15 protein-coding genes are annotated in these 14,264 nt (G+C 73.1%); 9 read left to right on the top strand and 6 right to left on the bottom strand.

What is annotated here, in order from left to right:
* Nucleotides 1-96 precede the first annotated feature (96 nt).
* Nucleotides 97-906: a nuclease-related domain-containing protein gene (locus tag AB0I16_RS27980; RefSeq protein WP_363252375.1), complete on the bottom strand. Its 810-nt coding sequence runs from the start codon at nt 904-906 to the stop codon at nt 97-99.
* 356 nt (nt 907-1,262) lie between these two features.
* Here AB0I16_RS27980 and AB0I16_RS27985 point away from each other — a divergent pair, with 356 nt between their 5' ends.
* The 5 genes from AB0I16_RS27985 to AB0I16_RS28005 all read left to right on the top strand — a co-directional run bounded on the left by AB0I16_RS27985 (nt 1,263) and on the right by AB0I16_RS28005 (nt 6,764).
* Nucleotides 1,263-2,009 carry a hypothetical protein gene (locus AB0I16_RS27985; protein ID WP_363252377.1) on the top strand — a complete coding sequence of 249 codons (747 nt, stop codon included), beginning with the start codon at nt 1,263-1,265 and terminating at the stop codon, nt 2,007-2,009.
* Nucleotides 2,006-3,373: an ATP-binding protein gene (locus AB0I16_RS27990; protein WP_363252378.1), complete on the top strand. Its 1,368-nt coding sequence runs from the start codon at nt 2,006-2,008 to the stop codon at nt 3,371-3,373. Before AB0I16_RS27985 ends, AB0I16_RS27990 begins: the two co-directional genes overlap by 4 nt.
* A gap of 131 nt (nt 3,374-3,504) precedes the next feature.
* Nucleotides 3,505-3,855, top strand: coding sequence for an SH3 domain-containing protein (locus tag AB0I16_RS27995; RefSeq protein ID WP_363252379.1), 351 nt, complete (start codon nt 3,505-3,507; stop codon nt 3,853-3,855).
* A 75-nt stretch (nt 3,856-3,930) separates the two neighbouring features.
* Entirely contained in the window at nt 3,931-5,286 is a 1,356-nt protein-coding gene (locus AB0I16_RS28000; RefSeq protein WP_363252380.1) for an FtsW/RodA/SpoVE family cell cycle protein, read from the top strand.
* Nucleotides 5,283-6,764, top strand: coding sequence for a penicillin-binding protein 2 (locus AB0I16_RS28005; RefSeq protein WP_363252381.1), 1,482 nt, complete (start codon nt 5,283-5,285; stop codon nt 6,762-6,764). The genes AB0I16_RS28000 and AB0I16_RS28005 overlap by 4 nt, the downstream gene beginning before the upstream one ends.
* A gap of 10 nt (nt 6,765-6,774) precedes the next feature.
* Here AB0I16_RS28005 and AB0I16_RS28010 read toward each other — a convergent pair whose 3' ends face one another.
* Complete coding sequence (locus AB0I16_RS28010; protein WP_363252382.1) at nt 6,775-7,881, bottom strand: ferritin-like domain-containing protein; 1,107 nt, start codon at nt 7,879-7,881, stop codon at nt 6,775-6,777.
* Nucleotides 7,882-8,029: 148 nt separating this feature from the next.
* On the opposite strand from AB0I16_RS28010, the gene AB0I16_RS28015 reads away from it, so the two are divergent.
* From AB0I16_RS28015 to AB0I16_RS28030, 4 genes are all read left to right on the top strand, one after another.
* Nucleotides 8,030-8,968: a diiron oxygenase gene (locus AB0I16_RS28015; RefSeq protein ID WP_363252383.1), complete on the top strand. Its 939-nt coding sequence runs from the start codon at nt 8,030-8,032 to the stop codon at nt 8,966-8,968.
* Between the two features lie 31 nt (nt 8,969-8,999).
* Complete coding sequence (locus AB0I16_RS28020) at nt 9,000-9,725, top strand: TetR/AcrR family transcriptional regulator (RefSeq protein ID WP_363252384.1); 726 nt, start codon at nt 9,000-9,002, stop codon at nt 9,723-9,725.
* 34 nt (nt 9,726-9,759) lie between these two features.
* On the top strand, nt 9,760-10,038 hold the full coding sequence (locus tag AB0I16_RS28025; protein ID WP_363252385.1) for a hypothetical protein: 279 nt from the start codon (nt 9,760-9,762) through the stop codon (nt 10,036-10,038).
* Nucleotides 10,039-10,229: 191 nt separating this feature from the next.
* Entirely contained in the window at nt 10,230-11,351 is a 1,122-nt protein-coding gene (locus AB0I16_RS28030; RefSeq protein WP_363252427.1) for a C40 family peptidase, read from the top strand.
* Here AB0I16_RS28030 and AB0I16_RS28035 read toward each other — a convergent pair.
* The 4 genes from AB0I16_RS28035 to AB0I16_RS28050 all read right to left on the bottom strand — a co-directional run bounded on the left by AB0I16_RS28035 (nt 11,321) and on the right by AB0I16_RS28050 (nt 14,259).
* The gene (locus AB0I16_RS28035) at nt 11,321-12,559 is read right to left on the bottom strand and encodes a styrene monooxygenase/indole monooxygenase family protein (protein ID WP_363252386.1); all 1,239 of its coding nucleotides are present in this window, start codon (nt 12,557-12,559) and stop codon (nt 11,321-11,323) included. The genes AB0I16_RS28030 and AB0I16_RS28035 overlap by 31 nt on opposite strands.
* Before the next feature lie 86 nt (nt 12,560-12,645).
* Nucleotides 12,646-13,263, bottom strand: coding sequence for an ATP/GTP-binding protein (locus tag AB0I16_RS28040; RefSeq protein WP_363252387.1), 618 nt, complete (start codon nt 13,261-13,263; stop codon nt 12,646-12,648).
* Entirely contained in the window at nt 13,244-13,702 is a 459-nt protein-coding gene (locus AB0I16_RS28045; RefSeq protein WP_363252388.1) for a DUF742 domain-containing protein, read from the bottom strand. The genes AB0I16_RS28040 and AB0I16_RS28045 overlap by 20 nt, the downstream gene beginning before the upstream one ends.
* Nucleotides 13,699-14,259, bottom strand: a complete 561-nt coding sequence (locus tag AB0I16_RS28050; protein ID WP_363252389.1) for a roadblock/LC7 domain-containing protein — start codon at nt 14,257-14,259, stop codon at nt 13,699-13,701. The genes AB0I16_RS28045 and AB0I16_RS28050 overlap by 4 nt, the downstream gene beginning before the upstream one ends.
* Nucleotides 14,260-14,264 lie beyond the last annotated feature (5 nt).

The raw sequence follows: 14,264 nt of genomic DNA on the forward strand, positions 1-14,264 counted from the left end.
ACCTCCGTGTGGTGCAGTCCTAGACAGCTCCACCACACCGGAGGTCTTCGCCTTTGATCAAGACCCCCGTGTCAACAACGCTCGTGATCAATACAACTAGACGCGCCGCCACGTGTGGCGGTCCCTGGCCAGGGCGTGCAGGGCCTCCACATCGGCGGGCTTCAGCTGGCCGCCGAGGCGGGCGAGCGAGGCCAGGTCGCCCTCGCGCAGCACCCGTACGTCGCGCGGCGGCGCCGCCACGTCGAGGTCCGCCGCGCCCGTGCCCGCGAGCGCCAGGACGGGGCGCACCTCGGCGGTCAGCGCGAAGGAGGCGCGGCTCGCCCCGGAGCGGAGGGTGCGCAGCAGCGGTGCGGGCTCGCCCCGGCCGACGGTGACCATCGGGTCGGCGATGCGGACCCGGTGCCTGCGCACGGCGAGGGTGGCCACGCAGAAGAGGCCGCCGGGACCGATCAGCAGGTGGTGGATGCGGGCGCCGCCGGGCAGCGGCACCGAGTGCAGCACCCGCCAGCCCGCCCCTTCGAGCTCATCGAGCGCGCCGCCGACCGCCCGCTCGGCGATCAGCGCGCGGTGGCGGGCGTCGGAGCGCAGCCGGCGGGCCGAGAGGGTCTCGCGCTCCAGGGCGACGTGCAGCGCCTCGCCGGGCCGGTTGGGGGCGAGGTCGTCGTCGGGGTGGAGCGCGAGGCGGGCCATCTCGGCGGGGGTCGGCGCGGGCGGCGGGCCGACGGTGACGTGGCCGGTCAGGAAGGGGCCGAGGGCGCGCAGGACGTCCTGTTCGCGGTCTTCGGCGATGAGGTTGACGCGGGACGTGTCGCGGTCGTACCACGCCACGGTCCCCCCGTCCGCGCCGAGGACGTACCACCGCTCCTGCCCGTGCCGCCAGGCCGGTACGACGCGCAGTCCGCTCATGCCGCAACACCCCCGGACCATGGGAACAGCCCGTGCGCCGCCGGTGCAAGAACCCGGCGGCGCACGGGTGCGGTTGAGGCGCGTTCACGCCGGTCGTGGCCGGTCGGGCGCCCCCGCCGCTCCGGGCGCGGCGGGGGGCGGCGCGCGGTCGCCGGAGAGCCGGCAGGTGGACAAGGGGGACTTCAGCGCCCATAAGGTGTACGGGGCGCCCGTGCGACCCGTGTCGCGCCCGCTCAGCCGTGGCGGGCCGATCGCGGGCGGGGGCCTCTGACACCATCATCCCCTACGCCGACCAGGTGACGTGACGACGGACCTGGTGCCACGACAGGCCGCGCCCCGCGGCAGGCAGGAGTGCAGTGAACCGCAGCAGGGCCGCGTCGGCCGCCGCCCTCGCCGCAGCCGCCGTGCTGCTGGCCGGCGGCTGCGGCGATCCGGGCGGTCTGCGCGGCGCGGGGCCGACGCCCACCGCCCAGGGCCCCACGCACCTCTGGCCCGACCTGCCGTCCCCGTCCGCGCCCGCCGAGGACTACGGCGCCATAGAGGCGGTGAAGGTCGAGGGCGTGCGGGTGCCCGGCGGCGACCTGCGCCGGGTGGACCCGGTGGACGTCGTCCGCGCGGACTTCGAGGAGAACCCGGGGACGTACGAGAGGTCCGACACCGCCTACCGCAAGACCCTCGAACGCCTCGCGGACTGCGCGGCGGAGAGCACCGGCACCCAGGAGCGGTGCCCGGTGCTCAAGGCGTACTACCGGGACCTGACGGGTGACGACAAGGACGACCTGATCGTCGGCGTCTCCACGCCCGGCGACAACCTCGACATCCGGGTGTACGCGGAGGAGGGCCGGCAGCTCACGCAGATCATGGAGATGAGCGACGCCGTGCTCGGGGTGGAGCTCGCCGGGCGCGACCTGATCATCCGCGCCGTCTCCAGCCTGGCGGGGTACGAGTACCACACGGTCTGGTCCTGGGACGCCCACCAGAAGGCGATGCTGCCGACGAGCGACGAGATCGTGCGGGCACCGGACGCGCCCCGGCCGCGCACCCCGCGCCCCTCCCCCTCGGAGAGCCGCGGGGCCGCGCCGTCCGAGAGCGGTGGACGATGAGCCGGCGGCGGCCGCGCGGGCCGCGGTTCCCCGCCTGGACGGCGTCGCTCACCTGGAAGGCCGCCGTCTTCATCACCGTCATGTGCTGTGCGCTCGCGGCGCTGCTCGGCGCGCTCGTGCACGTCTCGGTCACCGACCAGACCGTCGGCCAGGCGCGGGAGCGCGCGCTCTCGCGCCTCGAAGAGGTCACCGAGCGGTACGAGGCGGGCGACCGGCTCGGGCCCGGCGCGGGCGTCGACCCGGAGGGGCTGCCCGAACGGCTGCGGGACCTGGCGGTGGACGGTGAGCGCGGCACGATGGTCGCCGCCCACGAGTCGCGGCCGACCATGTGGGCCGCGGGGCCCGCGGACGGGGGCCGGGCGCTCGCCGTGCAGGTGGACTACGCGCAGGGCGCCCGCACCATCGACGGGCTCGACCGGGCGATCCTCGGCTCCTCCGTGCTCGCGATCGGCGCGACGCTGCTGGTCGGGGCGTTCGCCGTGACCCGTGTGACGCGGCGGCTGCATCTGACGGCGCAGGTCGCGCGGAAGATCAGCAGAGGCGACCTGGACGCCCGCGTCAACGACCTCCGCACCAAGGAGCCGGCGCGCCGCCAGGACGAGGTCGCCGCGGTCGCCGGGGCGCTCGACACCATGGCCTCCTCGCTCCAGGGCAAGCTCCTGAGCGAGCAGCGGTTCACCGCCGACGTGGCGCACGAGCTGCGTACACCGCTGACGGGCCTGCACGCCGCGGCGGAGCTGCTGCCGCCGGGGCGGCCCACGGAGCTGGTGCGCGACCGGGTCGCCGCCCTGCGCACCCTGACCGAGGACCTCCTGGAGATCTCCCGGCTCGACGCGAGGAGCGAGCAGGTGGACCTCGACGCGCACCGGCTCGCTCCACTGGCGGAGCGCGTGGCGCGGTCCTCGGGCGAGGGGGTGGAGTTCACCGTCGTCCGTGACGTCACCGTGGAGACCGACCGGCGGCGTCTTGAGCGGGTCCTCGGCAACCTCGTCGGCAACGCCGTCAAACACGGGCGGGCGCCGGTGCGGGTCTCGGTCGACGGGCCCGTGGTCACCGTGCGGGACCACGGCGACGGCTTCCCCGGCTACCTGGTGGAGCACGGCCCGCAGCGCTTCAGGACGGAGGGCACGAGCAAGGGGCACGGCCTCGGGCTGACCATCGCGCTCGGCCAGGCCGCGGTCCTCGGCGCCCGGCTGACCTTCGCCAACGCGCCGGACGGCGGCGCCGTCGCGACCCTGCGGCTGCCGTACGACGAGTCGGCCGACGAGGCGGGCACCGCGGGGGCGCACCACGGCGGTGGGACGCGCCCGCGGGTGGCGGGCCCGAACGGTCCGGGCGAGGGCGGGCCCCGCGGCGGCGCGTGAGCTTTTGCGCACACCCTGTGCCGCTTTTACTGTGAGTTGCGGCTTATGCGCAGTTTCCTGAAGCCGTCTCCCACCGCGGCTCACCGCGTTCGCGCCGGAGGCCGCCCCTTCCGCCCCTCGGAGGAGAACCCATGCCCCTGCGTACCGCTGCCACCCGGCTCGGCGTGCTCGCCGCCGGCGGCGCCCTCGCCGCGCTCTCCCTCACCGCACCCGCCGCCGCCGCGGACACCGCCGACGGCAAGGCCCCCGTCTACAAGGGCCGCGTCATCGCCAAGAGCGGCCTCCTGCTCCGCAACGCCCCCCACCGCGGCAGCCGCGTGATCCGCAGCGTGCCGTACGGCAAGGTCGTCACCATCTTCTGCAAGACGCGGGGCGACCGGGTGGGCAACAACAGCCTCTGGTACCTGCTCACCGACGGCACCTGGGCGTGGGGTTCCGCGCACTACATCGCCAACATCGGCAAGGTGCCGCGCTGGTGCTGACACTGGCCCGCCCCACTTGGCCGACATAGGCGACATAAACGGACTTCGGGGCTCGTCGCTTGCTACGTTCCCGGCATGACCGGAACACGAGTGGGCGCCGCACCCCCCACGGTGCCCGCCGTCCGTGTCCCCCGGCGCCGCGGCACCGAACTGGCCCTGCTCGTCGTCGCCGTCCTGCTCTGCGTGTCCGGCTACTGCGCCGTCGGCCTGGCCAGGCACGGTTCCGTCCCGCCCGGCGCCGCGGGGTACGGCGCCGGACTCGGGCTGCTCGCCCTCCTCGCGCACCTCGCCGTCCGGCTCCGCGCCCCGTACGCCGACCCGCTGCCGCTGCCCATCGCCGTGCTGCTCAACGGGCTCGGCCTGGTGCTCATCTACCGTCTCGACCTGGAGACACCGCACGACGAGGCCGCGCCCGCCCAGCTCGTCTGGTCCACCGTCGGCGTCGCGCTCTTCATCACCGTCGTGCTCCTGCTGCGCGACCACCGGCTGCTCCAGCGCTACGCCTACGTCTCCGTCGTCGCCGCGCTCGCCCTGATGACCGTGCCGATCTTCTTCCCCGCCGTGAACGGCGCCCGCATCTGGATCAGGTTCGGCGGACTCTCCATCCAGCCGGGCGAGTTCGCCAAGGTCCTGCTCGCCGTCTTCTTCGCCAGCTACCTGGCGGCCAACCGCGGCGCCCTCGCCGGCACCGGCCGGCGGTTCACGCGCCTGCACCTCCCCACCGGACGCGTCCTCGGACCCGTCGCCGCGATCTGGCTGCTGAGCGTCGGCGTCCTCGTCCTGGAGCGCGACCTCGGCACCTCCCTGCTCTTCTTCTGGCTCTTCGTGACCCTCCTGTACGTCGCCACGGGCCGCATCGGCTGGATCGCGGTCGGCCTGCTGCTCGCGGCGCTCGGCGCGTACGCCGTCGGCTCGCTCGAACCGCACGTGCACGGCCGCGTCCAGGACTGGCTCGACCCGTTCGCCTCGATCGACGCGGGCGCGGGCCCCAGCCAACTGGCCCAGTCCCTCTTCGCCTTCGCCGCCGGCGGGATGCTCGGCACCGGGCTCGGCGGCGGCCACTCCATCCTCATCGGCTTCGCCGCGAAGTCCGACTTCATCCTGGCCACGGCGGGCGAGGAGCTGGGGCTCGCGGGCCTCTGCGCGGTCTTCGTGCTCTACGCCCTGCTCGTCGAGCGCGGCTACCGCGCCGGGCTCGACGTGCGCGACCCCTTCGGGCAGCTGCTCGCCGTCGGGCTCGCCACGATCATCGCGCTCCAGGTCTTCGTCATCGCGGGCGGCGTGATGGGGCTCATCCCGCTCACCGGCATGGCGATGCCGTTCCTCGCCCAGGGCGGTTCCTCGGTCGTCACCAACTGGATCATCGTGGCGCTGCTCATCCGGGTCAGCGACTCGGCCCGCGGGCGGCTCGCGGCGCGGGAGGGCGGGTGACCCGGCACATCCGGCACGCCGCCGTGTTCTGCGCGCTGCTGCTCGTCGCCCTGCTCGTCAACGCCGTCCGCGTCCAGCTCGTCGACGCGGGGTCCCTGGACGCCGACCCCGCCAACCGCCGCGTGTCCATCGAGCGCTTCGGCCGGCCGCGCGGCGACATCCTGGTCGACGGGGAGCCGGTCACCGGCTCCAAGGACACCCGGGAGCAGCTCCGCTACGAACGCACGTACCGGAACGGCCCGTTGTACGCGCCCGTGACCGGCTTCGCCTCGCAGGTCTACGGCACCTCCCTCCTGGAGGACGCCGAGGACGGCATCCTCTCCGGCACCGATCCGATGCTCGCCCCACTGCCGTTCTGGAACGACCTGACGCGCGCGCGGAGCCCGGGCGGCGAGGTGGAGACCACCATCAGGGCGGCGGTGCAGCGGGCCGCCTACTCGGGGCTCGGCGGCAAGCGGGGCGCGGTCGCCGCGCTCGAACCCGCGACGGGGCAGATCCTCGCCCTGGTCAGCTCCCCCTCGTACGATCCGGAGCGGCTGTCGGGGACCGGCTCGTCGGTGGCGGACGCCTGGGCCGAGCTGAACCGCGCCCCCGACAAGCCGATGCTGAACCGCGCGATCCGCAGGACCTATCCGCCGGGTTCGACGTTCAAGGTGGTCACGGCGGCCGCCGCGCTCGACTCGGGGACCGTGACGGATCTGGACGCGCCGACCAGGTCCCCGGACCCGTACACCCTGCCCGGTACCCGTACACGGCTCACGAACGAGGGGGACGGCTGCGCCGACGCCTCGCTGCGCCAGGCCTTCCAGTGGTCGTGCAACACGGTCTTCGCCAAGCTCGGGGTCGACACCGGGCTCGAACCGATGGCGCACACGGCGCGGAACTTCGGCTTCAACGACGCGGACCTGCGCATCCCCTCCCCCGTGGCGCGCAGCAACTTCGACACCTCCCTGGACAAGGCGCAGCTCGCGCTCTCCGCCATCGGGCAGTACGACACCCGGGCGACGCCCCTGCAGATGGCGATGGTCTCGGCGGCCGTCGCGAACGGCGGCGCGGTCAGGGCCCCGCACCTGGTGGCGGAAACGACCACAGACGACGGCGACGTCGTCGCCGCCACCGGGCAGCGGACCCTGCGCCAGGCGATGCACCCGGCGACCGCCATGCGGCTGCGGGAGATGATGACGGACGTCGTCGAGAAGGGCACGGGGGCCAACGCCGCCATCCCCGGAGTGACCGTCGGCGGCAAGACGGGCACGGCGCAGCACGGCGTCGACAACAACGGGACGCCCTACGCCTGGTTCATCTCCTGGGCGCAGGCCCCGGGCGACGTGGAGCCCTCGGTGGCGGTGGCGGTGGTGATCGAGGATGCGGCGGCGGACCGCGGCGACATCAGCGGCGGCGGCAGCGCGGCGCCGATCGCCAGGGCCGTGATGGAGGCGGCCCTGAAGGCGGGGGCGGACGCGGCCGGCGGTCCCTGAGCCGCCCCCGCTATCCCTCGCCGCCCGCGGCGACGGCCTCCTCCACCTCCGTCACGCGCGCGTGCTCCTCGGCGGCGAAGCGCTCCGCGTCCAGCTTCTCGGCGATCTCCTCGTCCTGGCGCATGAGCTGGTCGAGATTGTGGTCGCCCATCTCGAAGACGCCCATGTCCACGTACGCCTCCTGGAGGCGCCTGCCCCACAGGCCGATGTCCTTGACGCACGGCACGATGCGGCTGAACAGCAACTGCCGGAAGAGGGCGAGGAACTCGGACTGCTCGCTGTACTCCTCGGCCTGCGCCCTGGGGATGCCGAAGTTCTCCAGGACCTCGACGCCGCGCAGCCGGTCGCGCATCAGGTAGCAGCCCTCGATGACGAACTCCTCGCGCTCGCGCAGCTCCGCGTCCGTGAGCTGCTTGTAGTGGTCGCGGAGCGCCATCCGCCCGAAGGCGACGTGCCGGGCCTCGTCCTGCATCACGTAGGCGAGGATCTGCTGGGGCAGCGGCTTGGTCGTGGTGTCGCGGATCATGCCGAACGCGGCGAGCGCGAGGCCCTCGATGAGGACCTGCATGCCGAGGTAGGGCATGTCCCAGCGGGAGTCGCGGAGGGTGTCGTCGAGGAGCGAGCGGAGGTTGTCGTCGACGGGATAAAGCATCCCGATCTTCTCGTGCAGGAAGCGGCCGTAGATCTCGGCGTGCCGGGCCTCGTCCATGGTCTGGGTCGCGGAGTAGAACTTCGCGTCCAGGTCGGGCACCGACTCCACGATGCGCGCCGCGCACACCATCGCGCCCTGCTCGCCGTGGAGGAACTGGCTGAACTGCCAGGAGGCGTAGTGCTTGCGCAGTTCGCCCTTGTCCCGTTCGGTCATCTTCGCCCAGTGCGGGGTGCCGTGGAGCGCCATCGACTCGTCGGGGGTGCCGAGGGGGTCGAGCGGATCGACCTCCAGGTCCCAGTCGATGCGCGTGGCACCGTCCCACTGCTTGTCCTTGCCCTTCTGGTAGAGGGCGAGGAGGCGGTCGCGCCCTTCGTCGTACTCCCAGCTGAGCCGAGCCGAACCGGCCGACGGGATCTGCCAGTTGGGCTCTCCTGCGGGCTTGGTGTAGAGCTCATGCGTCGACATACAGGCAGGCTCACACGCTCCTGGACAGAGGGTCAACAAGTCGCGCGCGAGGGATTGACGGCCTTGCTGACAGGCAGTCTCATAAGAGATGACCGCCGGTAACCCCCGCCTCCGGCGTCCCACCCCGACGACAAGGCAGGTACCAGCCATGACGACCACGCCGGAAGACGTCTCGCTCCAGGGCCCGCGGGACGCGCTCGGCCTGCTCAAGGACCGGGAGCAGACGGCCCTCCGGCTCCTGGAGTCGTCCGCGAAGCACTCCTTCGACCCCGACAGGGAACTGGACTGGGACGCACCGCTCGAAGAGGGCAAGTGGTTCTGGCCCCCGGAGCTCGTCTCGCTCTACGGCACCCCGATGTGGAAGCGGATGTCCGAGGAGCAGCGCTTCGACCTCGCCCGGCACGAGGCCGCCTCCCTCGCCTCGCTGGGCATCTGGTTCGAGGTCATCCTGATGCAGCTCCTCGTACGGCACATCTACGACAAGTCCCTGACCAGCGCGCACGTCCGCTATGCGCTCACCGAGATCGCCGACGAGTGCCGGCACTCGATGATGTTCGGGCGCATGATCGAGAAGGGCGGGGCGCCGGCCTATCCCGTCTCGCGCCGCGACCACAACCTCGCGCGGGTCCTGAAGACCGTCTCCACGACGCCCGGCTCCTTCGCCTGCACGCTCCTCGGCGAGGAGATCCTCGACTGGATGCAGCGGCTCACCTTCCCCGACGAGCGCGTCCAGACGCTGGTGCGCGGGGTGACCCGTATCCACGTGGTCGAGGAGGCCCGGCACGTGCGGTACGCGCGTGAGGAGCTGCGGCGGCAGATGGTGACCGCGCCCCGTTGGGAGCGGCAGCTGACCCGGCTGAGCGCGGGCGAGGCCGCGCGCGTCTTCTCCGTCGCCTTCGTCAACCCCGAGGTGTACACCAGCGTCGGGCTCGACCGGCGGGAGGCCGTCGCCCAGGTGAGGGCGAGCGGGCACCGCAGGGAGGTCATGCAGACCGGGGCGAAGCGGCTCACGGACTTCCTCGACGACATCGGGCTCATGCGGGGCCTCGGCCGGCGGCTCTGGCGGTCCTCGGGACTGCTCGCCTGACCGGCGGCGGCCCCCGGCTACGCTGCGGGGTATGACGACGCCGGCCACCACCCCCGCGTACCGCCGCCTCAGCGTCGAAGCGCGGCGGCGGCAGCTCCTGGAGTCCGCACTCTCCCTCTTCGCGCACCGCGCGCCCGAGGACGTCAACCTCGACGACGTCGCGGAGGCCGCCGGGGTCTCGCGGCCACTCGTCTACCGCTACTTCCCCGGCGGCAAGCAGCAGTTGTACGAGGCCGCGCTGCGCTCCGCGGCCGACGAGCTCGAACAGTGCTTCGCCGAGCCGCCGCGGGGCCCGCTCACCCAGCGGCTCTCCCGCGCCCTCGACCGGTACCTGGCCTTCGTGGACGAGCACGACGCCGGGTTCAGCGCGCTGCTCCAGGGCGGCAGCGTGGTGGAGACCTCCCGGACCACCGCCATCGTGGACGGGGTCCGCAGGGCCGCCGCCGAGCACATCCTGGCCCACCTGGACATGGCGGAGCCCGGGCCCTCGCTGCGGATGACCGTACGGATGTGGATCACCGCGGTCGAGGCCGCCTCGCTGATCTGGCTGGACGGGGGGAAGCAGCCGCCGCTCGACGAGCTGCGGGACATGCTGGTCGAGCAGTTCATGGCGGTGCTCGTCACGACGGCCGGACGCGACCCGCAGACCGCGGGCGTCGTGCGCCGGGCGCTCGCCGTGGAGACGCCCGACGGGCCCGCGGGCGGGCTCGCCAGGCGGGTGCTCCCCGTGGTCACCGACGCGGCCCACCTGCTGTGAAGGACCGCGCCGCCCGTGGTGTGACACTGGTGGCGTGAAGAGCGAAGAGACCCCCTTCGTGGGCGGCCCCCTGGACGGCCGGGTGCTCCCGGTGCTGCTCGGGCCGACCGGGCACCCGCCGAAGGTGTACCGCGTGCCCGTCCCCGACGACGCGGGCGGCCCCCCGACCGTCCTGGTCTACCGCAGGGTGCCCGCGGCGACCGGCCGCCGGTTCTCGCCGGCCGCGCGCTGGCAGTACGCGTACGACGAGGACGGCGACAAGGGCGGCGGCCTGAGGTGGCCGTGGTCGAAGCCCTCGGGACCGGCCGCCTGACCGCAAGCTGACACGCCGTCACACCCTGGACGGGTGATCTCTTTGCGCCGACCGGCCACCGCCCGGATGCGGACCCGGAGGACCGGGCCGATGCTCGCGGTGCGCGGCGGAAGGGCCGCCCGCGCACCGGAGGTGATGAGGTGTCAGGCACGCTGCTGCGCTGGGTCTGCACGGGGGCCGCGGTCGGCGCCCTGTTCACGGCCGCTCCCCCGGTCCAGGCGCGGCCGGCACCGGCCCCGGACCCCGGCGACCGGTCCGTGCACCGGCTCCTGACGGAGCTTCAGCGTCTGTACCGGGACGCCGGGGAGGCCACGGAGAAGTACAACGCGACCGCGGAGAGGCTGAGGAAGCAGCGCGCGCACGCCGCGGAGCTGCGCGCCAGGCTCGCGAGGGCGCGCGTGTCGCTCAAGGACAGCAGGGGCGACGCGGGCCGCCTCGCCCGCCAGCAGTACCAGAACGCCGCGGGCACCGACGTCTCCCCCTACCTCCGCCTGCTCCTCGCCCGCGACCCGCAGCACGCCCTCGACCAGGGCCACGTGGTCGGCAGGGTCGCCGCGGACCGGGCCGCGACCGTGGAGCGCATGGCCGGCGGCGCGAAGCGGGCGGACCTGCTGGCCGATGCCGCGAAGCGGGCCGTGGACGAGCGGGCCGCGCTGGCCGCCCGGCAGAAGAAGCAGCGGAACAAGGTCGTCCGGCAGCTGAGGGAGGTCGAGGAACTGCTCGCCTCGCTCACCGGCGACCAGCTCGCCTCGCTGCGGAGAGCCGAGGACAAGGACGTGCGGAAGGACCAGAAGCGGTTCATCGCCACCGGGGCCCTCGGCGGCACCGGCAAGGCCGTGCGGGCACCCTCACGGCGCGGCCACAAGGCGCTCGGCTTCGCGGTGAAGCAGATCGGACGGCCCTACCAGTGGGGCGCCGCCGGACCCGAGGCCTACGACTGCTCCGGGCTGACCTCCCGGGCCTGGCAGCGCGCCGGACGCGAGATCCCCCGCACCAGCCAGGAGCAGTGGAAGCGGCTGCGCCACATCCCGCTGGCCGAGCTGCGCCCCGGCGACCTCGTCATCTACTTCCCCCGGGCCACGCACGTGGCGATCTACCTGGGCGACGGCAAGGTCGTGCAGGCGCCGCGCCCCGGCACCCGGATCAAGGTCTCGCCCATCGCCGCCAACCCGGTGCTCGGCGCGGTGCGGCCCGACCCCGAGGGCCGGGCCATGCGGGACTACACCCCGCCGAAGCTGCCCGCGGGCGCCGCAGCGGGCAGCGACCTGGGATACCGCGAGCGTCAGGCGCCGGGCGCCACGGACTCCAGGTAGGCGGCGGCCTTCTCCGGGTCGTAGAAGAAGTTCTCGAAGTCCGCGGGGTCGTTGAAGCCGTTGGCGAAGCGGTCGGCCACCGGCTGGAGGTGGACCCCCGCGCCGAGGATGTCGAGGACGTGCTGCGGCGGGGCGCCCAGCATCGCGTTCGTCCACTTGGTGACCCACTGCGCGGTGTCCCAGTAGCGGTCGAACGCCGACTGCATCCACGCCTCGTCGAAGGGCTTGTCACCGTGCTCGACGATGGAGGAGATGTACGAGGCGGCGCACTTCGACGCCGAGTTGGAGCCCTGGCCGGTGATCGGGTCGTTGGCGACCACGACGTCCGCGACACCGAGGACGAGACCGCCGCCGGGCAGCCGGCCGACGGGCTTGCGGACCGTCGGCGCGTACCGCCCGGCGAGCGTGCCGCCCGCGTCGGTCAGCTCGACCTTCGTGGCCCGCGCGTACTCCCAGGGCAGGTACTTCTCCAGGAGTTCGAGCGTCAGCGCCAGGTGCTCGGAGGGGTCCTTGACGCCCTGGAAGACGTCCAGGGGGCCGCCGGGTACGCCCTCCCAGAACAGGATGTCGGCGCGGCCCGTGTGGGTGAAGGTCGGCATCACGAAGAGCTCGCCGACGCCGGGCACGAGGTTGCAGCGGACCGCGTCGAACTCGGGGTGCTCGGGGCGCGGGCCGAGACCGTGCACGTAGGCGACGGCGAGGGCGCGCTGCGGCTCGCGGTACGGGGAGCGGGCGGCGTCGCGCTCGAACATCGAGACCAGTTCGCCCTTGCCCGCCGAGACGAGGACCAGGTCGTAGGTGCGCGAGAAGTAGTCGAGGTCGGAGACCGCTGCGCCGTGGATGACGAGCTGGCCGCCGCGCTGGGCGAAGGTCTCCATCCAGCCGGCCATCTTCACGCGCTGGTCGACGGACTGGGCGTACCCGTCGAGCTTGCCGACCCAGTCGATGGCGCGGGTGGAACCGGGGCCCGCGACGGAGACGCCGACGCCCTCGATCCTCGGGGCGTGCGCCTCCCAGAAGTTCGCCCGGATGTCCCGCTCGTGCTGGAGCGCGGTGTGGAACATGCACTGGGTGGACATGACCCGCCCGGACCGGATCTCGTCCGCCGTCCGGTTGGACATCAGGGTGACCTCGTACCCCTGGGCCTGGAGCCCGAGGGCGATCTGGAGGCCGGACTGACCGGCTCCCACGACAAGTATCTTCCGCATGGGGGGCACTACTCCTACGTACGTTCAGACATGCTGGGGGGAGGTGTGAGGGGGGGTGGGGATGCGGCCCGGGGGGTGAGCCGCGGTCACTCGGGGGCGACGTCCAGGGCGTGGCCGACCAGGGCGAGCAGGGACTCGATCGCGGAGATCCGCCGGCGCGCGTCCATGATCAGCACCGGTATGTGCTCGGGAACGGTCAGCGCCTCGCGCACGTCGTCGGCCTCGAACCTCTCGCTGCCGTCGAAGTGGTTCACGGCCACGATGTACGGCAGGCCGCAGCTCTCGAAGTAGTCGAGGGCCGGGAAGCAGTCGGACAGCCTGCGGGTGTCGGCGAGCACCACGGCGCCGATCGCGCCGCGCATCAGGTCGTCCCACATGAACCAGAAGCGCTGCTGCCCCGGCGTGCCGAAGAGGTAGAGCACCAGGTCGTCGTCGAGCGTGATGCGGCCGAAGTCCATGGCGACCGTGGTGGTCGCCTTCTCCGGCGTGTCGCTCAGGTCGTCGGTGCCGACACTCGCCTGCGTCATCAGCGCCTCCGTCTGGAGGGGCGTGATCTCGGAGACGGCGGTCACCAGTGTCGTCTTGCCGACGCCGAAGCCGCCGGCCACCACGATCTTCGTGGCGATCGGAGCGCGTGACCTGTCCGTCTGCCAGGGCTGCGGCTGATCCTCGTCCTTGAGGAGTTCAGAGACGGCGGAGTCCACTCAGCACCCTTTCCAGCAGTGCGCGGTCGGGCTGTCCCGGGCCGTGGCCCGTTCCGTACACGCGGATCTTTCCCTGGTCGGCGAGGTCGCTCAGGAGTACGCGGACCACGCCGAGCGGCATCTTGAGGAGCGCCGCGATCTCCGCGACCGTGCGCATGCGGCGGCAGATCTCGACGATCGCCCGCATCTCCGGCATGACGCGGGCCGTGCCCCTGGTCAGTTCGAGGCGCTCCTCGGCGGCCTCGATGGCCGCGTTGCTCGCCACGAACGTCTCGACGAGGAGGACGTGGGCGAACCTGGTCCGCCCGCCGGTCAGCGAGTAGGGCCGTACGCGGGCGGGATGGGGGCGCCTCCCCGGTCGGGCGGAGCCGAGAGCCTGGGGGAGGTCGCCGCCGCGCCGGGGCAGTTTCGGCGCGGCACGGCCGCTCCCGCCGCTCATCGGGCGTCCTCCAGCGACTGGCGCAGCTCGCTGCGGAGTTCGGGGGTGAGGACGTGTCCGGCGCGGCCGACGAAGAGCGCCATGTGGTACGCGACGACGCTCATGTCGCAGTCCGGGGTGGCGTGCACGCCGAGCAGCGACCCGTCGCTGACGGTCATGACGAAGAGGCTGCCCTCCTCCATCGCGACCATGGTCTGCTTGACCGGGCCGCCGTCCATCAGCTTGGCGGCGCCGACGGTGAGCGAGCCGAGTCCGGAGACGATCGTGGCGAGGTCGGCGCTCGAACCCCTGGGGCCCTTGGGGGCCTCGGCGGGGCGCTCGGCGTTCTGCCCGGGATCGGAGGACAGCAGCAGGAGTCCGTCGGAGGAGACCACCGCGACGGAGAGGATTCCGGGCACCTCCTCCACCAGGTTCGTGAGCAGCCAGTGCAGGTTCCTGGCCTCACGGCTCAGGCCGTACCGCGCGGCTCCTGGTGTGCCGCCCGAAGCGGTGGGCGCGGCGGATGCGGCGGGTGCGGCGGGTGCGGCGGGTGCGGCGGAAGAACTGGGCGTGCGCATGGGCG

This window comes from Streptomyces sp. NPDC050703, assembly GCF_040654435.1.
Taxonomy (GTDB): domain Bacteria; phylum Actinomycetota; class Actinomycetes; order Streptomycetales; family Streptomycetaceae; genus Streptomyces.

What these genes read in the sequence shown, in the direction of transcription:
- AB0I16_RS28020 (WP_363252384.1), top strand. Translation starts at nt 9,000, where the DNA reads ATGACGACGCCGGCCACCACCCCCGCGTACCGCCGCCTCAGCGTCGAA.
- AB0I16_RS28000 (WP_363252380.1), top strand. Translation starts at nt 3,931, where the DNA reads ATGACCGGAACACGAGTGGGCGCCGCACCCCCCACGGTGCCCGCCGTC.
- AB0I16_RS27980 (WP_363252375.1), bottom strand. Translation starts at nt 906, where the DNA reads ATGAGCGGACTGCGCGTCGTACCGGCCTGGCGGCACGGGCAGGAGCGG.
- AB0I16_RS28050 (WP_363252389.1), bottom strand. Translation starts at nt 14,259, where the DNA reads ATGCGCACGCCCAGTTCTTCCGCCGCACCCGCCGCACCCGCCGCACCC.
- AB0I16_RS28010 (WP_363252382.1), bottom strand. Translation starts at nt 7,881, where the DNA reads ATGTCGACGCATGAGCTCTACACCAAGCCCGCAGGAGAGCCCAACTGG.
- AB0I16_RS27990 (WP_363252378.1), top strand. Translation starts at nt 2,006, where the DNA reads ATGAGCCGGCGGCGGCCGCGCGGGCCGCGGTTCCCCGCCTGGACGGCG.
- AB0I16_RS28035 (WP_363252386.1), bottom strand. Translation starts at nt 12,559, where the DNA reads ATGCGGAAGATACTTGTCGTGGGAGCCGGTCAGTCCGGCCTCCAGATC.
- AB0I16_RS28015 (WP_363252383.1), top strand. Translation starts at nt 8,030, where the DNA reads ATGACGACCACGCCGGAAGACGTCTCGCTCCAGGGCCCGCGGGACGCG.
- AB0I16_RS28045 (WP_363252388.1), bottom strand. Translation starts at nt 13,702, where the DNA reads ATGAGCGGCGGGAGCGGCCGTGCCGCGCCGAAACTGCCCCGGCGCGGC.
- AB0I16_RS27995 (WP_363252379.1), top strand. Translation starts at nt 3,505, where the DNA reads ATGCCCCTGCGTACCGCTGCCACCCGGCTCGGCGTGCTCGCCGCCGGC.